Source organism: Pseudomonas sp. A-RE-22, from assembly GCF_019956035.1.
GTDB lineage: Bacteria > Pseudomonadota > Gammaproteobacteria > Pseudomonadales > Pseudomonadaceae > Aquipseudomonas > Aquipseudomonas brassicacearum.
Genome location: NZ_JAHBCZ010000072.1, coordinates 1 through 17,426, shown reverse-complemented (window position 1 = coordinate 17,426; position 17,426 = coordinate 1). Strand labels below are relative to the sequence as shown.

Here is a 17,426-nt window from a genome sequence, read left to right as displayed (position 1 = left end):
AAGGGCCGCATCGCCTGAATTGTGATTATGGGAATCCCCTTCAGACTTGCATAGCCCAGAGCTGTGGGAGCCTCGCTGTCCCTGGAAAAGATGGCTAAATAAATCATCCAAGACAGTTGCTCCCACAGTTTGAATCGGGGGTTGTTCATAAATTTTGTGTCCGCCACACCCCCAACTTGTGGGAGCGAGCTTGCTCGCGATGACGGTGGCACATCCAACATCTCTGTCGCAGGCGGACCGCTATCGCGAGCGGTCGGTTAGCGCCTGTCTTCAGCCGACCAAGGTCGCGTTATCGATCACGAAGCGATACTTCACATCGCCCTTGAGCATGCGCTCGTAGGACGCGTTGATCTGCTCGGCCCGGACCAGTTCGATGTCGGCGACGATGCCGTGCTCTGCGCAGAAATCGAGCATCTCCTGGGTCTCGGAGATGCCGCCGATCATCGACCCGGCGAGGGTGCGCCGCTTCATGATCAGGTTGAAGACATTCGGCGAGGGATGCGGGGTTGCCGGGGCGCCCACCAGGGCCATCGTGCCGTCGCGCTTGAGCAGCACCAGCAACGCGTCCAGGTCGTGAGGGGCCGCCACGGTGTTCAAGATGAAATCGAAACTCTTGGTGTGCGCGACCATTTCTTCAGCATTGCGCGACACGACGACCTCGTCGGCCCCCAACTGCCTGGCATCCTCACGCTTGGACTCGGAGGTGGTGAACGCCACGACGTGAGCCCCCATCGCATGGGCAAGCTTGATGCCCATGTGGCCCAGGCCACCGATGCCGACCACGCCGACTTTCTTGCCCGGCCCGACGTTCCAGTGGCGCAGCGGCGAATAGGTGGTGATGCCTGCGCAGAGCAGCGGCGCGACGGCGGCCAGCTGGGCTTCGGGGTGACGAATGCGCAACACATAGCGCTCATGCACCACGATGTTTTGCGAATAGCCACCCAGCGTCCAACCGGGCTCATCCGGGGTGGGAAAGTTGTAGGTCCCGATCATCCCGTCACAATAATTTTCCAGACCGCTGTCGCAGTCGTCGCAATGCTTGCAGCTGTCGACGATGCAGCCGACGCCCACCAGGTCGCCGGTCTTGAAGCCGGACACATGGGCGCCGACCGCCGCGACCCGACCGACGATTTCGTGGCCCGGCACGCAAGGGAACTGGGTACCCGCCCACTCGGCACGCACCTGGTGCAGGTCCGAATGGCAGATACCACAAAAAGCGATGTCGATCTGGACGTCATGCGCGCCCGGCGTGCGACGAGTGATCTGCAGGGGTTCAAGGGGCTTGTCGCCCGCGTGGGCGCCGTAGGCTTGTACACGCATCAGAAGACTCCTTGCTGGATTGAATGAGGTTCTATCTTCAGGGCTCATCCCGGCCGGCAGGTAGTGCATTACGGTTAAATTCTTGCCTGATTCTATGAGCTTCTCCATTTCGCATAGGCAGCGCTTCGTTTGCCGAGTTAATGTTCTGCCTATAGCGCTTGAGCTGAGATGACACCCGGACCCGACATGGCCATCCAACGCAGATCCGTACAAGAGACTCTGGCCGCCATCATCGGCGGCCGGACCTCACACCCGGGCGACTTTGAAACGCCCATCGCCGGCCTCGCCTTCTTTCGGCGTGAAGCCCCGGCGCCGCCGGTGATTTGCATGATCGAACCGAGCATCGTGCTGGTGGCCCAAGGCGAGAAGCAGGTCTGGATCGGCGGCGAAGCCTATGGCTACGACACCGGGCGGTTCCTCATGACCTCCCTGGACATCCCCGCCAATTCCGAGGTGATGCAGGCCAGCCCGGAACAGCCCTGCCTGGGCCTGGTCCTGAGGCTCGACTTGCGCATGGTGGCCGATCTGATCACCCAAGGCAGCCTGTCGCCGCCGCGTGATCGAGCAGTCGGGATCGGCGCGGGGATTGGCACCGCAACACCCGACCTGCTGGCGCCGTTCGCACGTCTGCTGGGGTTGCTGGATGAACCCGAAGCGATCCCCATATTGGCGCCGTTGATCCAGCGTGAGATCCACTACCGGTTGCTGCTCAGCGACCAGGCCGCCCGGCTGCGGCAGATCGCCTCGGTCGATAGCCAGGGCTACCGGATCGCCAAGGCCATCGACTGGTTGAAATTGAACTACACCGAACCCATGCGCGTAGACGACCTCGCCGCGCGGGTGCAAATGAGTGCGCCGACGTTTCACCACCACTTCCGCCAGCTCACGGCGATGAGCCCGCTGCAATACCAGAAGTGGCTGCGGTTGAACGAAGCAAAACGCTTGATGCTCAACGAACACGTGGACGTGGCGAGTGCGGCCTTCAAGGTGGGTTATGAAAGCCCTTCCCAGTTCAGCCGCGAATACGCCCGCTTGTTTGGCGTGCCGCCCAAGCGCGACATTGCGGCGCTACGCGGGTCGGCCAAGGCTGGTTGATTCATCAGTGGGAGCAAAGCTTGCTCCCACTGAGCGGTGCCTTTTGCGCCAACGCAACGCACCTCTGCGCCAGGATCATCGTCGGATCAACCAGCGCCACCCTGTGCCCATTGATCTCGAACGCCTCGCAATGCGCCAGCACCAGCGGCAACTCCGTGCACCCCAGGATCAACACCCCCGCCCCCAGCTCGCACAGATGCTCGGCCGCCAGCAACAGTTGCTCCTTGCAGAGCCCCTGCGTGAAGCCGGCCTTGATACCCCGCGGTCCGTAGATGGCGTCCATGACCATCGCCTGGTAATCGACACCTGGCGTGAGGACCTGGAGCCCGGCCTGGCGCGCCGCCTGGTGATAGACCTGGCTCTGCACCGTACCGGAAGTCGCCAGCAGGCCAATCGCCTTGCCCGAACCATAGGTGCGCGCGATCCACTCCACCGTCTCACTCAACATGTTCACGATGGGCACCCTCAGGTGCGCCTGGATTCGTTCGACGAAGGCATGGGCAGTGTTGCAGGGAATCGCAATGGCATTGGCGCCAGCACTTTCGAGACGTTTGCAGGTGGCATACATCGCCATCGTCGGGTCGGTTTCATCGCGCAGCAGGTTGGCCGTCCGATCCGGTATCTGCGGGTTTTGCTCGACCACCATCTTGATGTGGTCCTGGTCCTTTCCCGCCGGGGTATTGGCCACCACCTTGGCCATGAAGTCCACCGTGGCGGCTGGCCCAACGCCGCCCACGATGCCCAGCTTGAAAGGTGGGCGCCTGGGCTGCTGGTCCAGCGTCGCGAAGTCGGCGTAGATCTCATTGACGTCCAGCACGGTGATCCCGCGACGCTGCAAATCGGCACAGACCAGGGACAGCTCGGTCATGCCGGGCAGGATCACCGTCGCACCCTGGGCCTGCAATGAGAGACACGCCCGATAGACCGCTTCAAGCGGCACGCCTTCGAGGTGACCGTCCTTGATGCCGTTGAGACCGTACATCGCCTCCATCAACCCCGCTTGAGCGTCTGCGTCGGGGTAAACAATCTGGAAGTCTTTGCCGAAATGTCGCTCGAACAATCCGCAATGGCGCACGAAGTCGGAGGCGATCACCCCCAAAGTCGTCTGGGGCGGCACCGTGTGGCTGACGTGCCGGGTCAAGGCGGCCATCATGTCCAGCACGGGAATGCCCAACTCCTCCTCGATTTCAGCGCGAAAGGTATGACTGGCGAAGCACGGGAGCATCACCGCATCGAAGCCACTGTCCTCGAACGACTTGCACACCTGGAACACATAGAACTTGCGCGACGTCATGCTCGCGCCCTGGTCCAGCGGCAGCAGCACGTCCTTGAACGGGTGCTGCTCGAACAGGAAATGGTAGCGCCCCTGATCCTCGAGCACTGCCCGGGACTTGACCAATTTGTAGAACAGATCGCCCCCGGCCAGTGACCCAAGCCCGCCGACGATGCCCAACTTGCGCACCACAGAAGCCTTGTGACTCGACTTCGCTTTAGCCTTCATGAACGTCTCCTCAAGCCACCGGCACCGGCTCGGATCGCGACCGAACCGGGGCATGTACGCCCTCGTCCTCGTCGACCTCTTCGTGTGGTTCGGACTTGGCGACAACCGCCGTCGCGATGCTGTTACCCACCACGTTGGTGGCCGTGCGGGCCATATCGAGGAACTGGTCGATACCGATGATCAACAACAGCCCCGCCTCGGGAAGATTGAACATCGGCAACGTGGCCGCGACCACGACCACCGAAGCCCGCGCGACACCGGCCATGCCCTTGCTGGTGATCATGAGTGTCAGAAGAATCAGGATCTGCTGCGTGAAACTCAAATCAATGTTGTAGGCCTGGGCAATGAACAGGATGGCGAACGCCTGGTACATCATGGAACCGTCGAGGTTGAACGAATAACCCAGGGGCAACACGAAGCTGGACACGCGCTTTGGCGCGCCAAACTTCTCCAGCGCCTCGATGGTTTTCGGGTAGGCGGACTCACTGCTGGCGGTGGAAAAGGCCAGGAGAATCGGTTCGCGAATAAGCTTGCCGAGGTGGAAAACCGAGCGACCAAGGAACAGGTAACCGGCACCGAACAGCAACGCCCAGAGAATCATGATCCCCAGGTAGAACTCAGCAATCAGCTTGCCGTAATCCACCAGCAAGCCAAGCCCCTGGGTGGTAATGGCCGAGGCGATCGCGGCAAACACCCCAATCGGCGCGAACGCCATCACGTAGTCGGTGATCTTGAACATCACCTTCGCCAGCTCTTCGATGGAATCGGTGATCCGGGTGTAGCCCGCCCGTTTCACACCGGCCAGTGCAAAGCCGAAGAACAGCGAAAACACCACGATCTGCAGGATCTCGTTGTTGGCCATCGCTTCGGCAATGCTGCGCGGAAACACATGGCCGATGAACGCCTTGAGACTGAAGTCGCCGGTATTGACCGGCACGGCCGCCGTTGCGTGCTGGGCCACGTCCATGTTCAACCCGGCACCGGGTTGAAACAGGTTGACCAGGCCCATCCCGATCAGCAGCGACACAAGCGAAGCGGTGACGAACCAGGCCATCGCCCGAGCCCCGATCCTGCCAACGGAACGGGAATTGCCCATGCTGGCGATACCACCCACCAATGTCGCGAAGACCAGCGGCGCGATGATCATCTTGATCATGCGCAGGAAAATGTCAGTGACCATCGAGAAGTAAGTGGCGATCTCTTTGGCACTTTGCTCGCTCCCTGCGAAATGGTGACACGCCCAACCAACAAGTACGCCCAGGGCAATGCCCATTGCAATTCGACGTGGGAGCTTATTCTTCTTCACGGTGCTGTCCTCAAGTAGTTCTTGGAGTTTTTTACTTGGCAGGGATCGATTCTAAGGAGCGTATTCGGGAGGATGATGAGTAATCCAGCTAGCCCCATGCGCTTTTGGAATAGTTAGCAAAAGGCCGCGCTATGCCGGGGAGTTGCACAGTAAAATCGAGCCCTCACAACGGGGATTCCGATATGCAACTCAAGTGGCTGGATGATCTTCTGGCGATTGGTGAATGGAAAAACTTCTCCCGTGCGGCCGAGGTTCGTTGCGTGACGCAATCGGCCTTGTCACGGCGTATCCGCTCACTTGAGGAATGGGTGGGCGTCAAGCTGGTGGACCGGGGCACCTACCCTGTCCAACTCACACCCGCGGGAGTCACCTTCTGCGATGAAAGCCGAGAGGCCCTCGCCGGATTACTGAGGTTGCGCTCGACGCTGCGCGACGTGGAACGAATGCCCGGACGCTCGATCCAGATCACCGCCGGCCACAGCCTGTCCATGACCTTCCTGCCCAAGTGGCTCTCGCAGTTCCAGCAACACAACGAACAGTTCAACGCCCGGGTGGTGGCCGCCAACATTCATGACGCCGTCATTGCATTGGAAGAAGGCAGTTGCGACTTGATGATGGTCTACCACCATCCGCTTGCGCCCATCCTGCTGGACCCCGAGCGTTTTGGCAGCCTGGTGCTCGGCCACGATGCGTTCATCCCCCTGTGCGCGCCCAACCGCAAGGGCGAACCGCTGTTCCGCCTGCCCGGCCGCGCCGGTAAACCAGTGCCCTACCTGGCCTACACAGCAACGACGTTCCTCGGACGCGTGGCGGACATCGTCATCAACAACGGCCCTGAACCGATCGCGCTGGAACGCTGCTATGAAGCGGACATGGCGATGCTACTGATGCGCATGGCCATCGAGGGCTACGGCGTGGCCTGGTTGCCGCAGAGTGCGGTGGCCGACGAGTTGGAGCGCGGGCTGTTGGTGCGGGCCGGTGGCGAGCAATGGAGCACGCGCCTGGAGATTCGCTCGTATTGTGCGATTGCCAATCGCAACCCAACGATGCGTAAGCTGTGGAAGACCTTGGAAGGCGCTTCGCTGCAGCAGCCGGGCAGCGCACCCTCTGTGTCAGAAGGTGCGAACTGATCGGTGGAGGCTACGCGTTCAAGCCGATCCAGCCATGGATGCCCACGTAGAGACCGACGCCGATGATCAACACGCTGGACAAGTAAGGTGCCCGGCGAGCAACGGTGCCCAGCCAAGGCCAGCGATTGGACGCCTGCCGTGCGCCAATGGCCGCCGCAGCCCCCACGGTCACCAGGGTAATCGCCAAGCCGATGCTGAAGCACAGGACGAGCAGGCCGCCCAGCGCGACTTCTTTGACCTGGAGACACAACAGCAGGACGGTAATGGCCGCGGGGCAAGGAATCAGCCCGCCCGTCAGGCCGAACACGATGATCTGGCCGGTGGTGACCTCCCGGTTGGTGAAGCGCTTGCGGATATCATTGGCATGCGCCTGTTCGTGGGCGTCCTGGTAACCCTCCAGCGACAGCGCCAGGCCTTTGGGTTCGGGATGCCCGTGGTCATGCTCGTGGTGATGATTATGATGATGATCGTGATCGTGATCGTGATCGTGATCGTGATCGTGATCGTGATCGTGATGATGGTGGTCGTGACTTTGCGCGAACCTGAACATCTGCTCGCCGCGCCAGGTACGCCACAGCATCCACAGCGCGATGGCAATGATCAGCGCAGCGGATGCCAGTTGGAAATAAGGCTCGGTGGTTTCGGCGTCCAACCCCTGGCCCAGGTACATGCCGCCGATCGCGACCAGCCACACCACCGCAGTGTGGGATAGCGTAGCCGCCAAGCCCAGCAACACCGCCTGCTTGACCGAGCCCCGAATCGCCACGATAAACGCCGCCATCATGGTTTTCGAATGACCAGGCTCCAGGCCATGCAAGGCGCCCAGCAAGATAGCGCTGGGGAAATACAGCCAGGCGTGAGTGCCACCCTGTTGTAGCAATTCAGCAAAATTGGGCATGTCGGGCCTAGAGATACTTGGTGATTTGTTTGAAGGCTTCCAGCGGCGCGCGCTCGCCTTTATGCAACGACGAAACGGTGTCCTCCAGGCAGTGATCGATGTGATCCTGGATCAACGTCCGCTTGGCCTGGCACACCGCTTTCTCCACCGCATGCAACTGCTGGGCAATATCCACGCACTCACGACCCTCTTCGATCATCGTGATAATGCTGCGCAAATGACCGTCCGCCCGCTTGAGACGCTTGACGATCGCCGCATGGCTTTGGTGGGGATGTTCGTGGTCGTGCGCACTCATGACTTGAGCCCTGGATTTCGATGAATTTACGCCACCATCCTATCCCCCCAGGGGGGATATAAGCAAACCCATCGAAACGCCAACCTACCTGTGGGAGCGAGCTTGCTCGCGATGACGGCAGCACATCCAACATCCCCACCAACTGCCCCACCGCTATCGCTAGCAAGCTCGCTCCAACAATGGATTTACGGTGAACGCACTATCTGTGAACACCCCGGAAAAAACTGTGGGAGCGAGCTTGCTCGCGATGACGGCATCACATCCAACATCCTCACCAACTGACCCACCGCTATCGCGAGCAAGCCCGCTCCCACACAGGAATTTGTGGTGAACGCACTATCTGTGAACACCCCGGAAAAACTGTGGGAGCGAGCTTGCTCGCGAAGGCGCCAGCACAACCAGCATCCTGCAAACTGACACACCGCTTTCGCGAGCAAGCCCGCTCCCACACAAAGATTTGTGGTGAACGCACTATCTGTGAACAACCCGGAAAAACTGTGGGAGCGAGCTTGCTCGCGATAACGGCATCACATCCAACATCCCCATCAACTGCCCCACCGCTATCGCGAGCAGGCTCGCTCCCACAGGATTGCAGACTGCAAAGGGTGATGAGCAAGACAGTGCAGGCGACCTCGTGAAGTCGCCCACTTCCCTTACGACGCCAAAACCTGCGCCTGCAATCGCCGCCCAATCACATCCAGCAAATCACACCCATCGCGCAGTGGGATCGCTAGCACTTGGGCAAAATCATGGAGTATCACGGCGTCCGTACTGATGTCGGAACGCATGGCGAGGTTCTCCAGCAACTGGGTGACAGCGGAGATGCGGTAAGCGGCGGTGTCGTGCAGCACGTCCAACGGTGCTTCTGTGTCGATCAAGAGCGCGTGGAAGTTGTTTTCGATACCGGTGATGGGCATGTAACGGGACATGAGGGGTTACTCCTGCAGGGATGGGAGGTCAGTGGCGGATTGGGATGCCGCTGGCAAAGGAAGCGAATCCCGGATCGAGATTCGGATATTTGGCAGGAGATATTCTTGGGTGACGCTAGACGAAAGCCACCTTGGATAGATTGTGGTTTTCGGAGGGTTGGGGGTGAGCTTTTTCATTGGCTTGTACCTAGGTTATGTAAAGGAACTGCCTTCACCACTTCCACCTGGTGGGTGGCAGCTGTACGCGGGTGTGGAAGACCGAGAACCTAGGACCCGGCGCACCCGAAGGCGCCCCGCGTACAGCCGCCGTAATTTAACAGCAGACCGAGGAAAAGCGTCTGCTTTTTAATTTAGCGGTGCAACGCGCTAGGTTTTCGTGAGGGCTTCCACACCCTCTCGCTGAATTTGCAGCGAGGAGAGAACTTAGCGCACGGGGTGATTGGGTGGATAGTCAGCGGGGAGCGACGCGTCTTGAGGGAAATTTCCGATGAGAGTGTCCGGCGATGGATTGGGCAGCGCAGCTATGGGCGACAAGGACAAATCTCGAAACGAATGAGCGCCCAACGCCTTGGTATCATCAAAGATTCTATCGTACGGTGAAGCGCAGCCATGGGCGCACGAATAGCCTCAAAAATAAACTGCGCAGTACCCAGGGATAACTTATGAAAGAAGAATATGACTTCAGCACGGCCAAGTGGGGTCCCGTTACGAACAGCGAAGGAAAAACCCGCATAACCATCATGCTTGATGATGAAGTGATCAAGGCCGCTTACGAGTACGCCGAAAGTCTCGGCACTGGATATCAAACCGTCATCAACCATCTACTGCGCCAGGGCCTGCTATCAAAGACTGCTCACAGTCTGGAATAGTCAGCCCGAAAGCGGCCTCGCACGGTCAAACCTGATTCGTCCAGGCGCGACGTAGGCCATGCCAATCGGATGGGCTATAATCCGCCCACCAGCGCGATTTGAGGTCCAGCCCATGGGCAATGTCAGCCTTGAAACCAAAAAAGCCTATGCCGCCAGGACGCGTAGATCCAACTACGCGGCCAGCCTCCGTCTGGAAGGTTTCAAAACGACCTTCGCCGACGGCGAACGCAAAATGCCAACGCGTGAAGAGGTCTTGAAGGCCTTTACCCAGACCAGAACCTGATGGCTGACAAATATGGAGTCGGCGAGGACGCTTATTGCTATCCCGGCTCCACTGTCCTTCGCAACAAACTCGATATTCGAGACGAACCGACCCTAAGCGAAGCCGAACAACAGCTCTCGGCCATCGCAGCCGACAACGTCGAGTTCAGCCCTCCCTCCTACAGCCTGGCCTACCTCCAAAACATTCATCGAGTCCTCTTTTCAGACCTGTTCGAATGGGCTGGAGAGCTGCGCACCGTTGGCATGTCCAAACAAACCACCCGCTTCTGCCAACCTGAGTACATGGAGAAGGAAGCCAATAAGATCATCGCCAAGATGGCCGCGGCAAACTGGTTCGAGGGCATGGAGCGGGCTGAGCTGATCGTCGCTGTGGCAGAGGCCTATTCCGACATCAACGTCGTACACCCCTTCCGCGAAGGCAACGGTCGTGCGCAACGCATCCTGTTTGAACACCTGATCATGAATGCCGGATTTGAAATCAGTTGGTGGGGGATAGAGAAGGACGAGTGGATCTACGCCAATATCGCGGCTTATAACGGCGTCATGGAGCCTATGGAGCAGGTTTTTGAGAAATGCATTGGGCAGGCGATTCAAGCTTGACCGTACGACGTTATTCCCCCCCGCCCAGCGTCTTACTGTTTATTTCGCCAAGTGATACAGTCACCGCCAATCAACATCTGCTGAAGCACTGAAAATGTACAGGACGAGATCTTTCCCACCCAACAAAAAAGGTCGCGACTTTGTGGTGGGCGACATTCACGGGCATTTCAAACTTCTAACAGCAGCCTTGAACAAACTAGACTTCAACACTGAGCTGGATCGCATCTTTTCCGTGGGAGACCTCATCGACCGAGGTCCCGACTCCATAGACATATTGAATTGGCTTGAGAAGCCGTGGTTCCATGCCGTGCGCGGCAATCATGAACAGATGCTTATTGACTGCATCTCCGGCCATGGGGACATACCCCGACATATCCGAAACGGTGGTGCCTGGCTCTACGAGTTACAACCCGACATTCAGCAAGAACTATCAAAAGCCCTGCAAGCACTTCCACTGATCATTGAGATCAATTTATCAAGTGATCAAACAATTGGAATAGTCCATGCCGAAGCTCCTGTCATCCGAAGTAACGATGGCTGGCAGGAAGCCAAAGACGCTATCACTGGAAGTTCTGGGGAGCCACACCAGCGGCACGCCTTGAGAACAGCGCTGTATGCAAGAGAGAAAATCGAGCAACAAGACCACACTTCCATCAAAGGAATAGACCGGCTCTATGTTGGGCACTCAACAGTACCCGGCGTTACACGCCTGGGCAACGTCATTTATATCGACACAGGCTGCTCATTTTCCGATGGTGCGTTAAGCCTAGTTGATATCCAAACCGAAACAATCATTAGTATAAATATGAACCAGTGAGACAAGGCATCGCCTCTACTCAGTTTTTCTTCGAGGTAAAATCGCTATCAGATGATAGGGGCCGAGGCTACCAGGGCGCGTAGCAGGCGATTGCGTTTGAGAAATCAAAGACTCTGCAGCCCTAGTAAGAATATTCTGACAAGTGGCTGAGCAGGCCCGGGCTGATGCAGGTCGCGGTCGTGAGCCGCTTACCTGTGCTTCGTCGACGGATCGCCCGCTGGACTATGCTGACGCTAACGCTTCGTGATCATCACCGCTGACAGCCAGGCATGAAGTCAGTCATCCGTTCGTAGTTCTCGAACGGGAAGTCCACGCCATATCCAGCGGTCTGCCAGTACGGCGGGCCCATGTAGTGAAACGTATGAGCGCAGTGGTAGCACTCAGCACAATCAAACCCGAAAAAGGGGAAGGATCTATTGTACCGCTACCGAAACAAATCCAATCAGCAGACAACAAAAAGCCGCCTCATCGACGGCTAATTTTTTTACGAATAATATTTAGCGACTAAGCCTTCAGTTCTTCCGGTGTATGCGTCTTGAGCCAATCGGCCAAGGCGGCGTTCATCCGTGTTTGCCAGCCCGGGCCAGAAGCTCTGAATCTCTCCAGCACGTCAGCATCGAAACGAACATTGACGTGCTCTTTAGTGGCTACCGACTTGGGTCGACCACGCTTTGGCTTGAGCATTTCCTTTGCCTGAGCTTTGCCAAACAACCCACCAAGCACCTCGCTGGCTGGTTTGGCCTTGGCAAAGTCTTCGGTCGACCATTCGGGGTTTGCCGTATCGACCCTCTCAGGACTGGGTTTCTTGGTCATAATTTTTGACCTCCCGTTTGTTGGCTTTACGAAAGCTGATGACGTGGACCGCGTCACCCCGTGGGGTAAACACTACGACATGCAGCCGATCCCCTATGTACCCCATCGCCCGATAACGACACTCGCCGTAGTCGAATCGATCATCTTCCAGGATCAATGCTGTAGACCATTCAAAGTCCCGCACGAGGGCAAACGGAAGTCCACGTTCTTCGACGTTGCGAGCGTCTTTGGCTGGGTCATAAGTAATCTGCATGCAATTATTGTAGCCACATTAAATCGTCAACACAAGGTGAGTTGAAACGCTGACCGAGCATGCGCTCTGCCTGGTTGTCATCAAAGATTGAGCTGCCAGGCTTGAGAGCCCGCCAAGTACCCGACAAGCATCCCTGATAAACTGCGTCCATTCGCCCCGATGAATCAGATTTCCGATGCCCCTACAAACTGCCCCGCTCTCCCGCCGCTTCTCCGTCGCCCCGATGATGGACTGGACCGACGCCCACTGTCGCTTCTTCCTACGCATCCTCTCCAAGCACGCCCTGCTCTACACCGAAATGGTCACCACCGGCGCGCTACTCAACGGCGACCACGAACGTTTCCTGCGCCACCACGAGTCCGAACACCCGCTAGCCCTGCAACTAGGCGGCAGCGTCCCAGCCGACTTGGCCGCCTGCGCCCGTATGGCCCAGGAGCACGGCTACGACGAGGTGAACCTCAACGTCGGCTGCCCCAGCGATCGGGTGCAGAACAACATGATCGGCGCCTGCCTGATGGGGCATCCGGGTTTGGTGGCTGACTGTGTGAAGGCCATGCGCGATGCGGTGTCGATTCCGGTGACGGTCAAGCATCGCATCGGGATCAATGGGCGGGACAGTTACGAGCAGTTGTGTGAGTTTGTCGGGACGGTGCGTGAGGCCGGTTGCACGAGTTTTACCGTGCATGCGCGGATAGCGATTCTGGAGGGGTTGTCGCCGAAGGAGAATCGCGACATCCCGCCGCTGCGTTATGACGTGGCTGCGCGGTTGAAGGCGGATTTTCCGGAGTTGGAGATTGTGCTCAACGGCGGGATCAAGACGCTGGAGGCGTGCCACGAGCATTTGCAGACCTTCGACGGCGTGATGCTGGGGCGCGAGGCTTATCACAACCCGTATCTGCTGGCTGAAGTCGATCAGCAACTGTTCGGCAGCACCGCGCCGGTCATCACCCGGGCCGAGGCGCTGGCGCAGTTGCGGCCGTATATCGCCGATCATCTGGCCGCGGGTGGGGCGATGCATCACATCACTCGGCATGTGCTGGGGTTGGGCACCGGGTTCCCGGGGGCGCGGCGGTTTCGGCAGTTGTTGTCGGTGGATATTCACAAGACCAAGGATCCATTGGCGCTGCTGGATCAGGCGGGGCAATTGCTGGAAGGGCGTTAACCGTCACTTGCTTTGAACCTGCGCGCTGTTTTGGCATCGTATCTACCGATACCGCCCCGGCCTTTCAAACAGCCGTTTTCAGGTTGTTGCCGCTGGGGCCCGACGATACCCCTTCACGCCCTTGAGTGGCTGCCGGCCCTCGGGTAATGTCAACGGACCCATAGGACAGAGCACGCTCATGACTTCCAAGCTGGAACAACTCAAACAGTTCACCACCGTCGTGGCCGACACCGGCGACTTCGAGGCCATCGCCCGCGTCAAACCCGTGGACGCTACCACCAACCCTTCGCTGCTGCTCAAGGCCTCGGCCATTCAAGGTTATGCCGAGCAACTGAACGCCTGTGTGGCGGACTGCAAGGGCGATGTGGGCCTGGCCAGCGACCGTTTTGCCGTGGCGGTCGGGCAAGAAATTCTGAAAGTGATCCCAGGGCGTATTTCCACTGAAGTGGACGCGCGCCTGTCGTTCGACACCGAGGCCATGCTCAAGCGTGCCCATCGCCTGATCGATCTGTACGAAAAGGCCGGCATTGGCCGCGAGCGCGTGCTGATCAAGATCGCTTCCACCTGGGAAGGCATTCGCGCCGCCGAGCAACTGGAGCGTGAAGGCATCCAGTGCAACCTGACCTTGCTGTTCTCCTTCGCCCAGGCCGCCGCCTGCGCCGATGCCGGGGTGTTCCTGATTTCGCCGTTCGTGGGCCGTATCTACGACTGGTACAAGAAAGCCAATGGCAACGACTACACCGGCGCTGATGATCCGGGCGTGCAGTCGGTGACACGCATCTACAACTACTACAAGGCCAATGACTACAAGACCGTGGTCATGGGCGCGAGCTTCCGCAACCTCAACCAGATCGAGCAACTGGCCGGCTGCGACCGCCTGACCGTCAGCCCGGACCTGCTGGAAAAACTGGCCGCCGACGAAGGCAAGCTGGAGCGCAAGCTGGCGCCAGGGCAAGCCGGGGAGGCGCGCTTGATCCTCAATGAAGCGCAGTTCCGCTGGTTGTCCAACGAGGACGCCATGGCGACCGAGAAACTGGCCGAAGGCATTCGTCAGTTTGCCCGGGACCAGGAGAAGCTGGAGGCGTTGCTGCAAGCCAAGCTTTGAGCTGATTCACAAGGCATGCAAAAAGGGCGAACCTTGGTGGGTTCGCCCTTTTTTATGTGGCTTGGCCTGAGGGATGTGGCGGCTGACCAGCCTGCTCGCGAAAGCGTCAGTTCGATCTACACGGTCCCAAGGGTCAAGGCCCTTCCAGCGCATTCACCAGGTCATGGAAGGCTTCACGATTGGAATCGTTGAGCCCCATCAGGATCTTGTGGGCTTCGAGCACCTTGACCCGCACTTCCTCTTCGGACTGGTCCTGGTCAGGCAGGTCGTCCAGGCACTCCGGGCACGGCACAGGGTCGCCCACGATGTTGAACACCTGGTCGAAGCCCATCGATTGCAGCAGACGGGTGATGTCGTTGTGGGTGGTGACGACAGTCGGCAGCAGGCCGACCTTCTGCCGCGACAGGATCGACAGTTTGGCCAGCAGGCCCAATGTGGTGCTGTCGATGCTACGGGTTTCGGTCAGGTCGATCACGATGGCGTTGAAATTCAACGAAGTGAAGATCCGCTCAATAGTCGCATCCAGCGCCGAACACAGGGTCAGGCGCACTTCACCGACAAACTTCAGGACAAAGGTGCCGTCCTGCTCGGCGAACTGGATTCTACCGGTACTCATCAAAGGTTCCTGCTCAACACTAACAGGGCGATATCATCCGGCATCTCCCCTAGCGTGGCTAATCCAAACACTTGACGCAAGCCTTCCAGGCTGCCGCCCGCTGCGCTCACCCGTTCAGGCAAGGCCGCTTCTTTCTCTTTGAGTGTAGGTTCTGTCAAAAGGTCCAAAATGCCATCAGACATCAGCGTCAGGCTGAATGTCGGCGGCAATTCCAGTACGTGGTCTTCGTAGGTGGCCTCGTTGAACAGGCCCACCGGCAAACCACGCCCTTCCAGGTAACGCACACTGTCTGGCGTATACAACACAGGCAAAGGCAGGTGACCGCCGATGCTATAGGTCAACAAACCCGTCTCCTCGTCGATGACTCCACCGACCATTGTGACGTGTTTGCCCAGCTTACAACTGATCAGGCCTCGGTTGATATGCCCAAGGACTTCAGAAGGCTTGAACTCTGGCAGCGTGCCATTGCGCTTGGACTCGAACAACAGGCGCGTGGTCATGAACTTCAGCAGCACCGTCACGAATGCCGAAGAAGCACCATGGCCGGAAACGTCCGCCAGGTAGAACGCCACTCGCCGCTCGTCGACCCGGAAATAGTCCACGAAATCGCCCGACAGGTACAACGACGGGATGATCTGGTGGGCAAAACGGAAATCATCGACGGCCCAAGGGCTGACCGGCAGCATGTTCATCTGCACCTGGCGCCCGGCGTTCTGGTCTTCCTGCAACAGGTTCAGGCTGGCTTCCAGTTCGCGGTTGGCGGTTTCCAGCTTCTCGCGGTAACGCTGGTTTTCCACCAACAGGCGCGAACGGTCCAAGGCCCGGCGCACCGAGTGCTCGAGCACCGCCAGGTCTTCAAGGGGCTTGATCAGGTAATCCGCCGCGCCCAGGCGCAACGCCTCGACCGCGTCGTTCATCACGCCCGCGCCCGAAACCACGATCACCGGGGTCTGCGAGGAAAGCTCGGTGACCTGGCGAATGAGTTCGAGTCCGCCCATCTGCGGCATGCGCAGGTCGCAGATGACCAGGTCGGGCTTGTCTTGCTCGAATACCTGAAGACCCTGTTGGCCATTGCTGGCCTGCAGGACGCTGAAACCACTGTCTTCCAAGTAGGCTGCGAGACTGGCTCGCACCACTTCGTCATCATCGATTATCAGCAGCGTGGCACTGGTTTTTGGCATGTGGGCAAACGGCGCCAGAATTAGGTTGGCGTAGCGGGCTGGGCCGTCTGGCCTTGCACGCACTACTGGATTCGCTTTCTAGCCTCTCTGTCGTACCGGTTTCAGGCCTTTGCCCTACACACAGCTACATCAGAGGTGCCCTTCTAAGGCGCAGACGGTACTCCCATCCGCGGGGCGTTTCAAGCTCAGGCAGATAGCCGCTTGCCGTCTTTATTTGTCAAAGTACAGAGAGTTATAAGAACCGAGCGAAGCGTAACTCAATGGAAGGATCAAACCCGCTCAAACACGACGCCAAAGCACAGAAGGCGGCCTTTTGGGCCGCCTTCGTGGTTTTACTGGTCGGAATTAAAAATCGTCTTCGACCTGGCCGTCCTTGACCTTGAATTCGCGGTTTTGCAGGTAGGCGTTGCGGATGAAGACATACTTGTCGCCGCTCACCATCTTCTCGGCCGACAACAGACTGGCGCGGGTGTCGACGACGTTCAGGCCTCGAATAGAGTTACGCACCGAGACGTTATCGATATAACGATACGGGGCCGTGTAGTCATCGACCAGCTTGGCCGGGGCGTCACGCAGGGTGCTTGGCCCCAGCAGCGGCAGCATCACATACGGCCCGCTGCCCAGCCCCCAGTAGCCCAGGGTCTGGCCAAAATCTTCATCGCTGCGCTGCAGGCCCATCTGGGTGCCCACATCGAAGAAGCCCAGCAGGCCGAAGGTGGTGTTGAAGATCAACCGGGCAGTGTCGACCCCGGCCGCGGCCGGCTTGGCCTGCAGCACGTTGTTGGCCAGGTTGCCCACGTCACCGATGTTGCGGAACATGTTGTGGACGCCGTCTTCGAGGAACTGCGGCGTCACGTATTGATAACCCTGGGCCAGTGGCTTGAGCGCATAGGTATCAATGGTGTCGTTGAAGGTAAAGATCGGACGGTTGATGCTTTCCCAAGGATCTTCTTCCGTGGCGGCCTGGGCAGCGAACGGAACCAGCACTACGCTGGCAGACAAACACAGCTGAGCTAGACGATGGCTCCAGCGCATAGGGGAAAACTCCTTGGATTAATCAGGCAAGGGCGCCGAGCCCAGGCGGTAAGGTGGCTAGTATAAGACGGAACGCGTGGATAGGCAGCACCGAAAAAACAAGTAGGCCGTAGGACGTTTCCACGACTGGCACCCTTCACTTCACTGTCACCGGACTGTCATCGAGGCCCTTTAGGCTGCTGGTTATTTCAAGGACGTTCCCATGCCCCGCCCCGAAGC

18 protein-coding genes and 2 pseudogenes are annotated in these 17,426 nt (G+C 58.6%); 8 read left to right on the top strand and 12 right to left on the bottom strand.

Annotated elements, in window-relative coordinates:
* Positions 1–270: 270 nt before the first annotated feature.
* The gene (locus KGA89_RS27175) at positions 271–1,320 is read right to left on the bottom strand and encodes an NAD(P)-dependent alcohol dehydrogenase (protein WP_223473006.1); all 1,050 of its coding nucleotides are present in this window, start codon (positions 1,318–1,320) and stop codon (positions 271–273) included.
* 186 nt (positions 1,321–1,506) lie between these two features.
* On the opposite strand from KGA89_RS27175, the gene KGA89_RS27170 reads away from it, so the two are divergent.
* Positions 1,507–2,415 carry an AraC family transcriptional regulator gene (locus KGA89_RS27170; protein ID WP_223473005.1) on the top strand — a complete coding sequence of 303 codons (909 nt, stop codon included), beginning with the start codon at positions 1,507–1,509 and terminating at the stop codon, positions 2,413–2,415.
* Positions 2,416–2,419: 4 nt separating this feature from the next.
* On the opposite strand, the gene KGA89_RS27165 is transcribed toward KGA89_RS27170, so the two are convergent.
* Complete coding sequence (locus KGA89_RS27165) at positions 2,420–3,916, bottom strand: amino acid racemase (RefSeq protein ID WP_223473004.1); 1,497 nt, start codon at positions 3,914–3,916, stop codon at positions 2,420–2,422.
* Positions 3,917–3,926: 10 nt separating this feature from the next.
* A complete protein-coding gene (locus KGA89_RS27160) occupies positions 3,927–5,222 on the bottom strand; it encodes a dicarboxylate/amino acid:cation symporter (RefSeq protein ID WP_003199800.1) in 1,296 nt (431 codons plus the stop codon).
* 182 nt (positions 5,223–5,404) lie between these two features.
* On the opposite strand from KGA89_RS27160, the gene KGA89_RS27155 reads away from it, so the two are divergent.
* A complete protein-coding gene (locus tag KGA89_RS27155) occupies positions 5,405–6,352 on the top strand; it encodes a LysR substrate-binding domain-containing protein (RefSeq protein ID WP_027912618.1) in 948 nt (315 codons plus the stop codon).
* 10 nt (positions 6,353–6,362) lie between these two features.
* Here KGA89_RS27155 and KGA89_RS27150 read toward each other — a convergent pair whose 3' ends face one another.
* The 3 genes from KGA89_RS27150 to KGA89_RS27140 form a co-directional block, all read right to left on the bottom strand.
* Complete coding sequence (locus tag KGA89_RS27150; RefSeq protein ID WP_223473003.1) at positions 6,363–7,250, bottom strand: nickel/cobalt efflux transporter; 888 nt, start codon at positions 7,248–7,250, stop codon at positions 6,363–6,365.
* Positions 7,251–7,257: 7 nt separating this feature from the next.
* On the bottom strand, positions 7,258–7,545 hold the full coding sequence (locus KGA89_RS27145; protein ID WP_003199793.1) for a metal-sensing transcriptional repressor: 288 nt from the start codon (positions 7,543–7,545) through the stop codon (positions 7,258–7,260).
* A gap of 653 nt (positions 7,546–8,198) precedes the next feature.
* Positions 8,199–8,474 carry a hypothetical protein gene (locus KGA89_RS27140; protein WP_223473002.1) on the bottom strand — a complete coding sequence of 92 codons (276 nt, stop codon included), beginning with the start codon at positions 8,472–8,474 and terminating at the stop codon, positions 8,199–8,201.
* A 662-nt stretch (positions 8,475–9,136) separates the two neighbouring features.
* Here KGA89_RS27140 and KGA89_RS27135 point away from each other — a divergent pair.
* From KGA89_RS27135 to KGA89_RS27120, 4 genes and pseudogenes are all read left to right on the top strand, one after another.
* Positions 9,137–9,319: pseudogene (locus tag KGA89_RS27135) on the top strand (BrnA antitoxin family protein); the annotation flags it as partial.
* A gap of 136 nt (positions 9,320–9,455) precedes the next feature.
* Positions 9,456–9,626, top strand: a complete 171-nt coding sequence (locus KGA89_RS27130; RefSeq protein WP_003199786.1) for a YhfG family protein — start codon at positions 9,456–9,458, stop codon at positions 9,624–9,626.
* Positions 9,626–10,225, top strand: a complete 600-nt coding sequence (locus tag KGA89_RS27125) for a putative adenosine monophosphate-protein transferase Fic (RefSeq protein WP_223473000.1) — start codon at positions 9,626–9,628, stop codon at positions 10,223–10,225. Before KGA89_RS27130 ends, KGA89_RS27125 begins: the two co-directional genes overlap by 1 nt.
* Before the next feature lie 94 nt (positions 10,226–10,319).
* Entirely contained in the window at positions 10,320–11,042 is a 723-nt protein-coding gene (locus KGA89_RS27120) for a metallophosphoesterase (RefSeq protein ID WP_060613676.1), read from the top strand.
* A 256-nt stretch (positions 11,043–11,298) separates the two neighbouring features.
* On the opposite strand, the pseudogene KGA89_RS27115 reads toward KGA89_RS27120, so the two are convergent.
* The 3 genes and pseudogenes from KGA89_RS27115 to KGA89_RS30915 form a co-directional block, all read right to left on the bottom strand.
* A pseudogene (locus tag KGA89_RS27115) lies at positions 11,299–11,433 on the bottom strand (DNA adenine methylase); the annotation flags it as partial.
* Between the two features lie 113 nt (positions 11,434–11,546).
* A complete protein-coding gene (locus KGA89_RS27110; protein ID WP_028237682.1) occupies positions 11,547–11,855 on the bottom strand; it encodes a BrnA antitoxin family protein in 309 nt (102 codons plus the stop codon).
* Positions 11,833–12,108, bottom strand: a complete 276-nt coding sequence (locus tag KGA89_RS30915) for a BrnT family toxin (protein WP_028237683.1) — start codon at positions 12,106–12,108, stop codon at positions 11,833–11,835. Before KGA89_RS30915 ends, KGA89_RS27110 begins: the two co-directional genes overlap by 23 nt.
* A 175-nt stretch (positions 12,109–12,283) precedes the next feature.
* Between KGA89_RS30915 and dusA the strand changes: the two genes are divergently transcribed.
* Positions 12,284–13,270, top strand: a complete 987-nt coding sequence (gene dusA, locus KGA89_RS27100; protein WP_223472999.1) for a tRNA dihydrouridine(20/20a) synthase DusA — start codon at positions 12,284–12,286, stop codon at positions 13,268–13,270.
* Positions 13,271–13,448: 178 nt separating this feature from the next.
* On the top strand, positions 13,449–14,375 hold the full coding sequence (gene tal, locus KGA89_RS27095; protein WP_003199698.1) for a transaldolase: 927 nt from the start codon (positions 13,449–13,451) through the stop codon (positions 14,373–14,375).
* Between the two features lie 133 nt (positions 14,376–14,508).
* Here tal and rssC read toward each other — a convergent pair whose 3' ends face one another.
* The 3 genes from rssC to KGA89_RS27080 form a co-directional block, all read right to left on the bottom strand.
* Complete coding sequence (gene rssC / locus KGA89_RS27090; RefSeq protein ID WP_003199696.1) at positions 14,509–14,991, bottom strand: anti-sigma factor antagonist RssC; 483 nt, start codon at positions 14,989–14,991, stop codon at positions 14,509–14,511.
* A complete protein-coding gene (gene rssB / locus KGA89_RS27085; protein WP_003199694.1) occupies positions 14,991–16,172 on the bottom strand; it encodes a two-component system response regulator RssB in 1,182 nt (393 codons plus the stop codon). The genes rssC and rssB overlap by 1 nt, the downstream gene beginning before the upstream one ends.
* 345 nt (positions 16,173–16,517) lie before the next feature.
* Positions 16,518–17,207, bottom strand: coding sequence for a VacJ family lipoprotein (locus tag KGA89_RS27080; RefSeq protein WP_003199692.1), 690 nt, complete (start codon positions 17,205–17,207; stop codon positions 16,518–16,520).
* Positions 17,208–17,426 lie beyond the last annotated feature (219 nt).

Bases quoted from the DNA above. Each gene is read 5' to 3' on its own strand.
- KGA89_RS27175 (WP_223473006.1), bottom strand. From the start codon at position 1,320: ATGCGTGTACAAGCCTACGGCGCCCACGCGGGCGACAAGCCCCTTGAA.
- KGA89_RS27110 (WP_028237682.1), bottom strand. From the start codon at position 11,855: ATGACCAAGAAACCCAGTCCTGAGAGGGTCGATACGGCAAACCCCGAA.
- dusA (WP_223472999.1), top strand. From the start codon at position 12,284: ATGCCCCTACAAACTGCCCCGCTCTCCCGCCGCTTCTCCGTCGCCCCG.
- rssC (WP_003199696.1), bottom strand. From the start codon at position 14,991: ATGAGTACCGGTAGAATCCAGTTCGCCGAGCAGGACGGCACCTTTGTC.
- KGA89_RS30915 (WP_028237683.1), bottom strand. From the start codon at position 12,108: ATGCAGATTACTTATGACCCAGCCAAAGACGCTCGCAACGTCGAAGAA.
- KGA89_RS27130 (WP_003199786.1), top strand. From the start codon at position 9,456: ATGGGCAATGTCAGCCTTGAAACCAAAAAAGCCTATGCCGCCAGGACG.
- KGA89_RS27120 (WP_060613676.1), top strand. From the start codon at position 10,320: ATGTACAGGACGAGATCTTTCCCACCCAACAAAAAAGGTCGCGACTTT.
- rssB (WP_003199694.1), bottom strand. From the start codon at position 16,172: ATGCCAAAAACCAGTGCCACGCTGCTGATAATCGATGATGACGAAGTG.
- KGA89_RS27170 (WP_223473005.1), top strand. From the start codon at position 1,507: ATGGCCATCCAACGCAGATCCGTACAAGAGACTCTGGCCGCCATCATC.
- KGA89_RS27150 (WP_223473003.1), bottom strand. From the start codon at position 7,250: ATGCCCAATTTTGCTGAATTGCTACAACAGGGTGGCACTCACGCCTGG.
- KGA89_RS27165 (WP_223473004.1), bottom strand. From the start codon at position 3,916: ATGAAGGCTAAAGCGAAGTCGAGTCACAAGGCTTCTGTGGTGCGCAAG.
- KGA89_RS27080 (WP_003199692.1), bottom strand. From the start codon at position 17,207: ATGCGCTGGAGCCATCGTCTAGCTCAGCTGTGTTTGTCTGCCAGCGTA.
- tal (WP_003199698.1), top strand. From the start codon at position 13,449: ATGACTTCCAAGCTGGAACAACTCAAACAGTTCACCACCGTCGTGGCC.
- KGA89_RS27145 (WP_003199793.1), bottom strand. From the start codon at position 7,545: ATGAGTGCGCACGACCACGAACATCCCCACCAAAGCCATGCGGCGATC.
- KGA89_RS27155 (WP_027912618.1), top strand. From the start codon at position 5,405: ATGCAACTCAAGTGGCTGGATGATCTTCTGGCGATTGGTGAATGGAAA.
- KGA89_RS27140 (WP_223473002.1), bottom strand. From the start codon at position 8,474: ATGTCCCGTTACATGCCCATCACCGGTATCGAAAACAACTTCCACGCG.
- KGA89_RS27125 (WP_223473000.1), top strand. From the start codon at position 9,626: ATGGCTGACAAATATGGAGTCGGCGAGGACGCTTATTGCTATCCCGGC.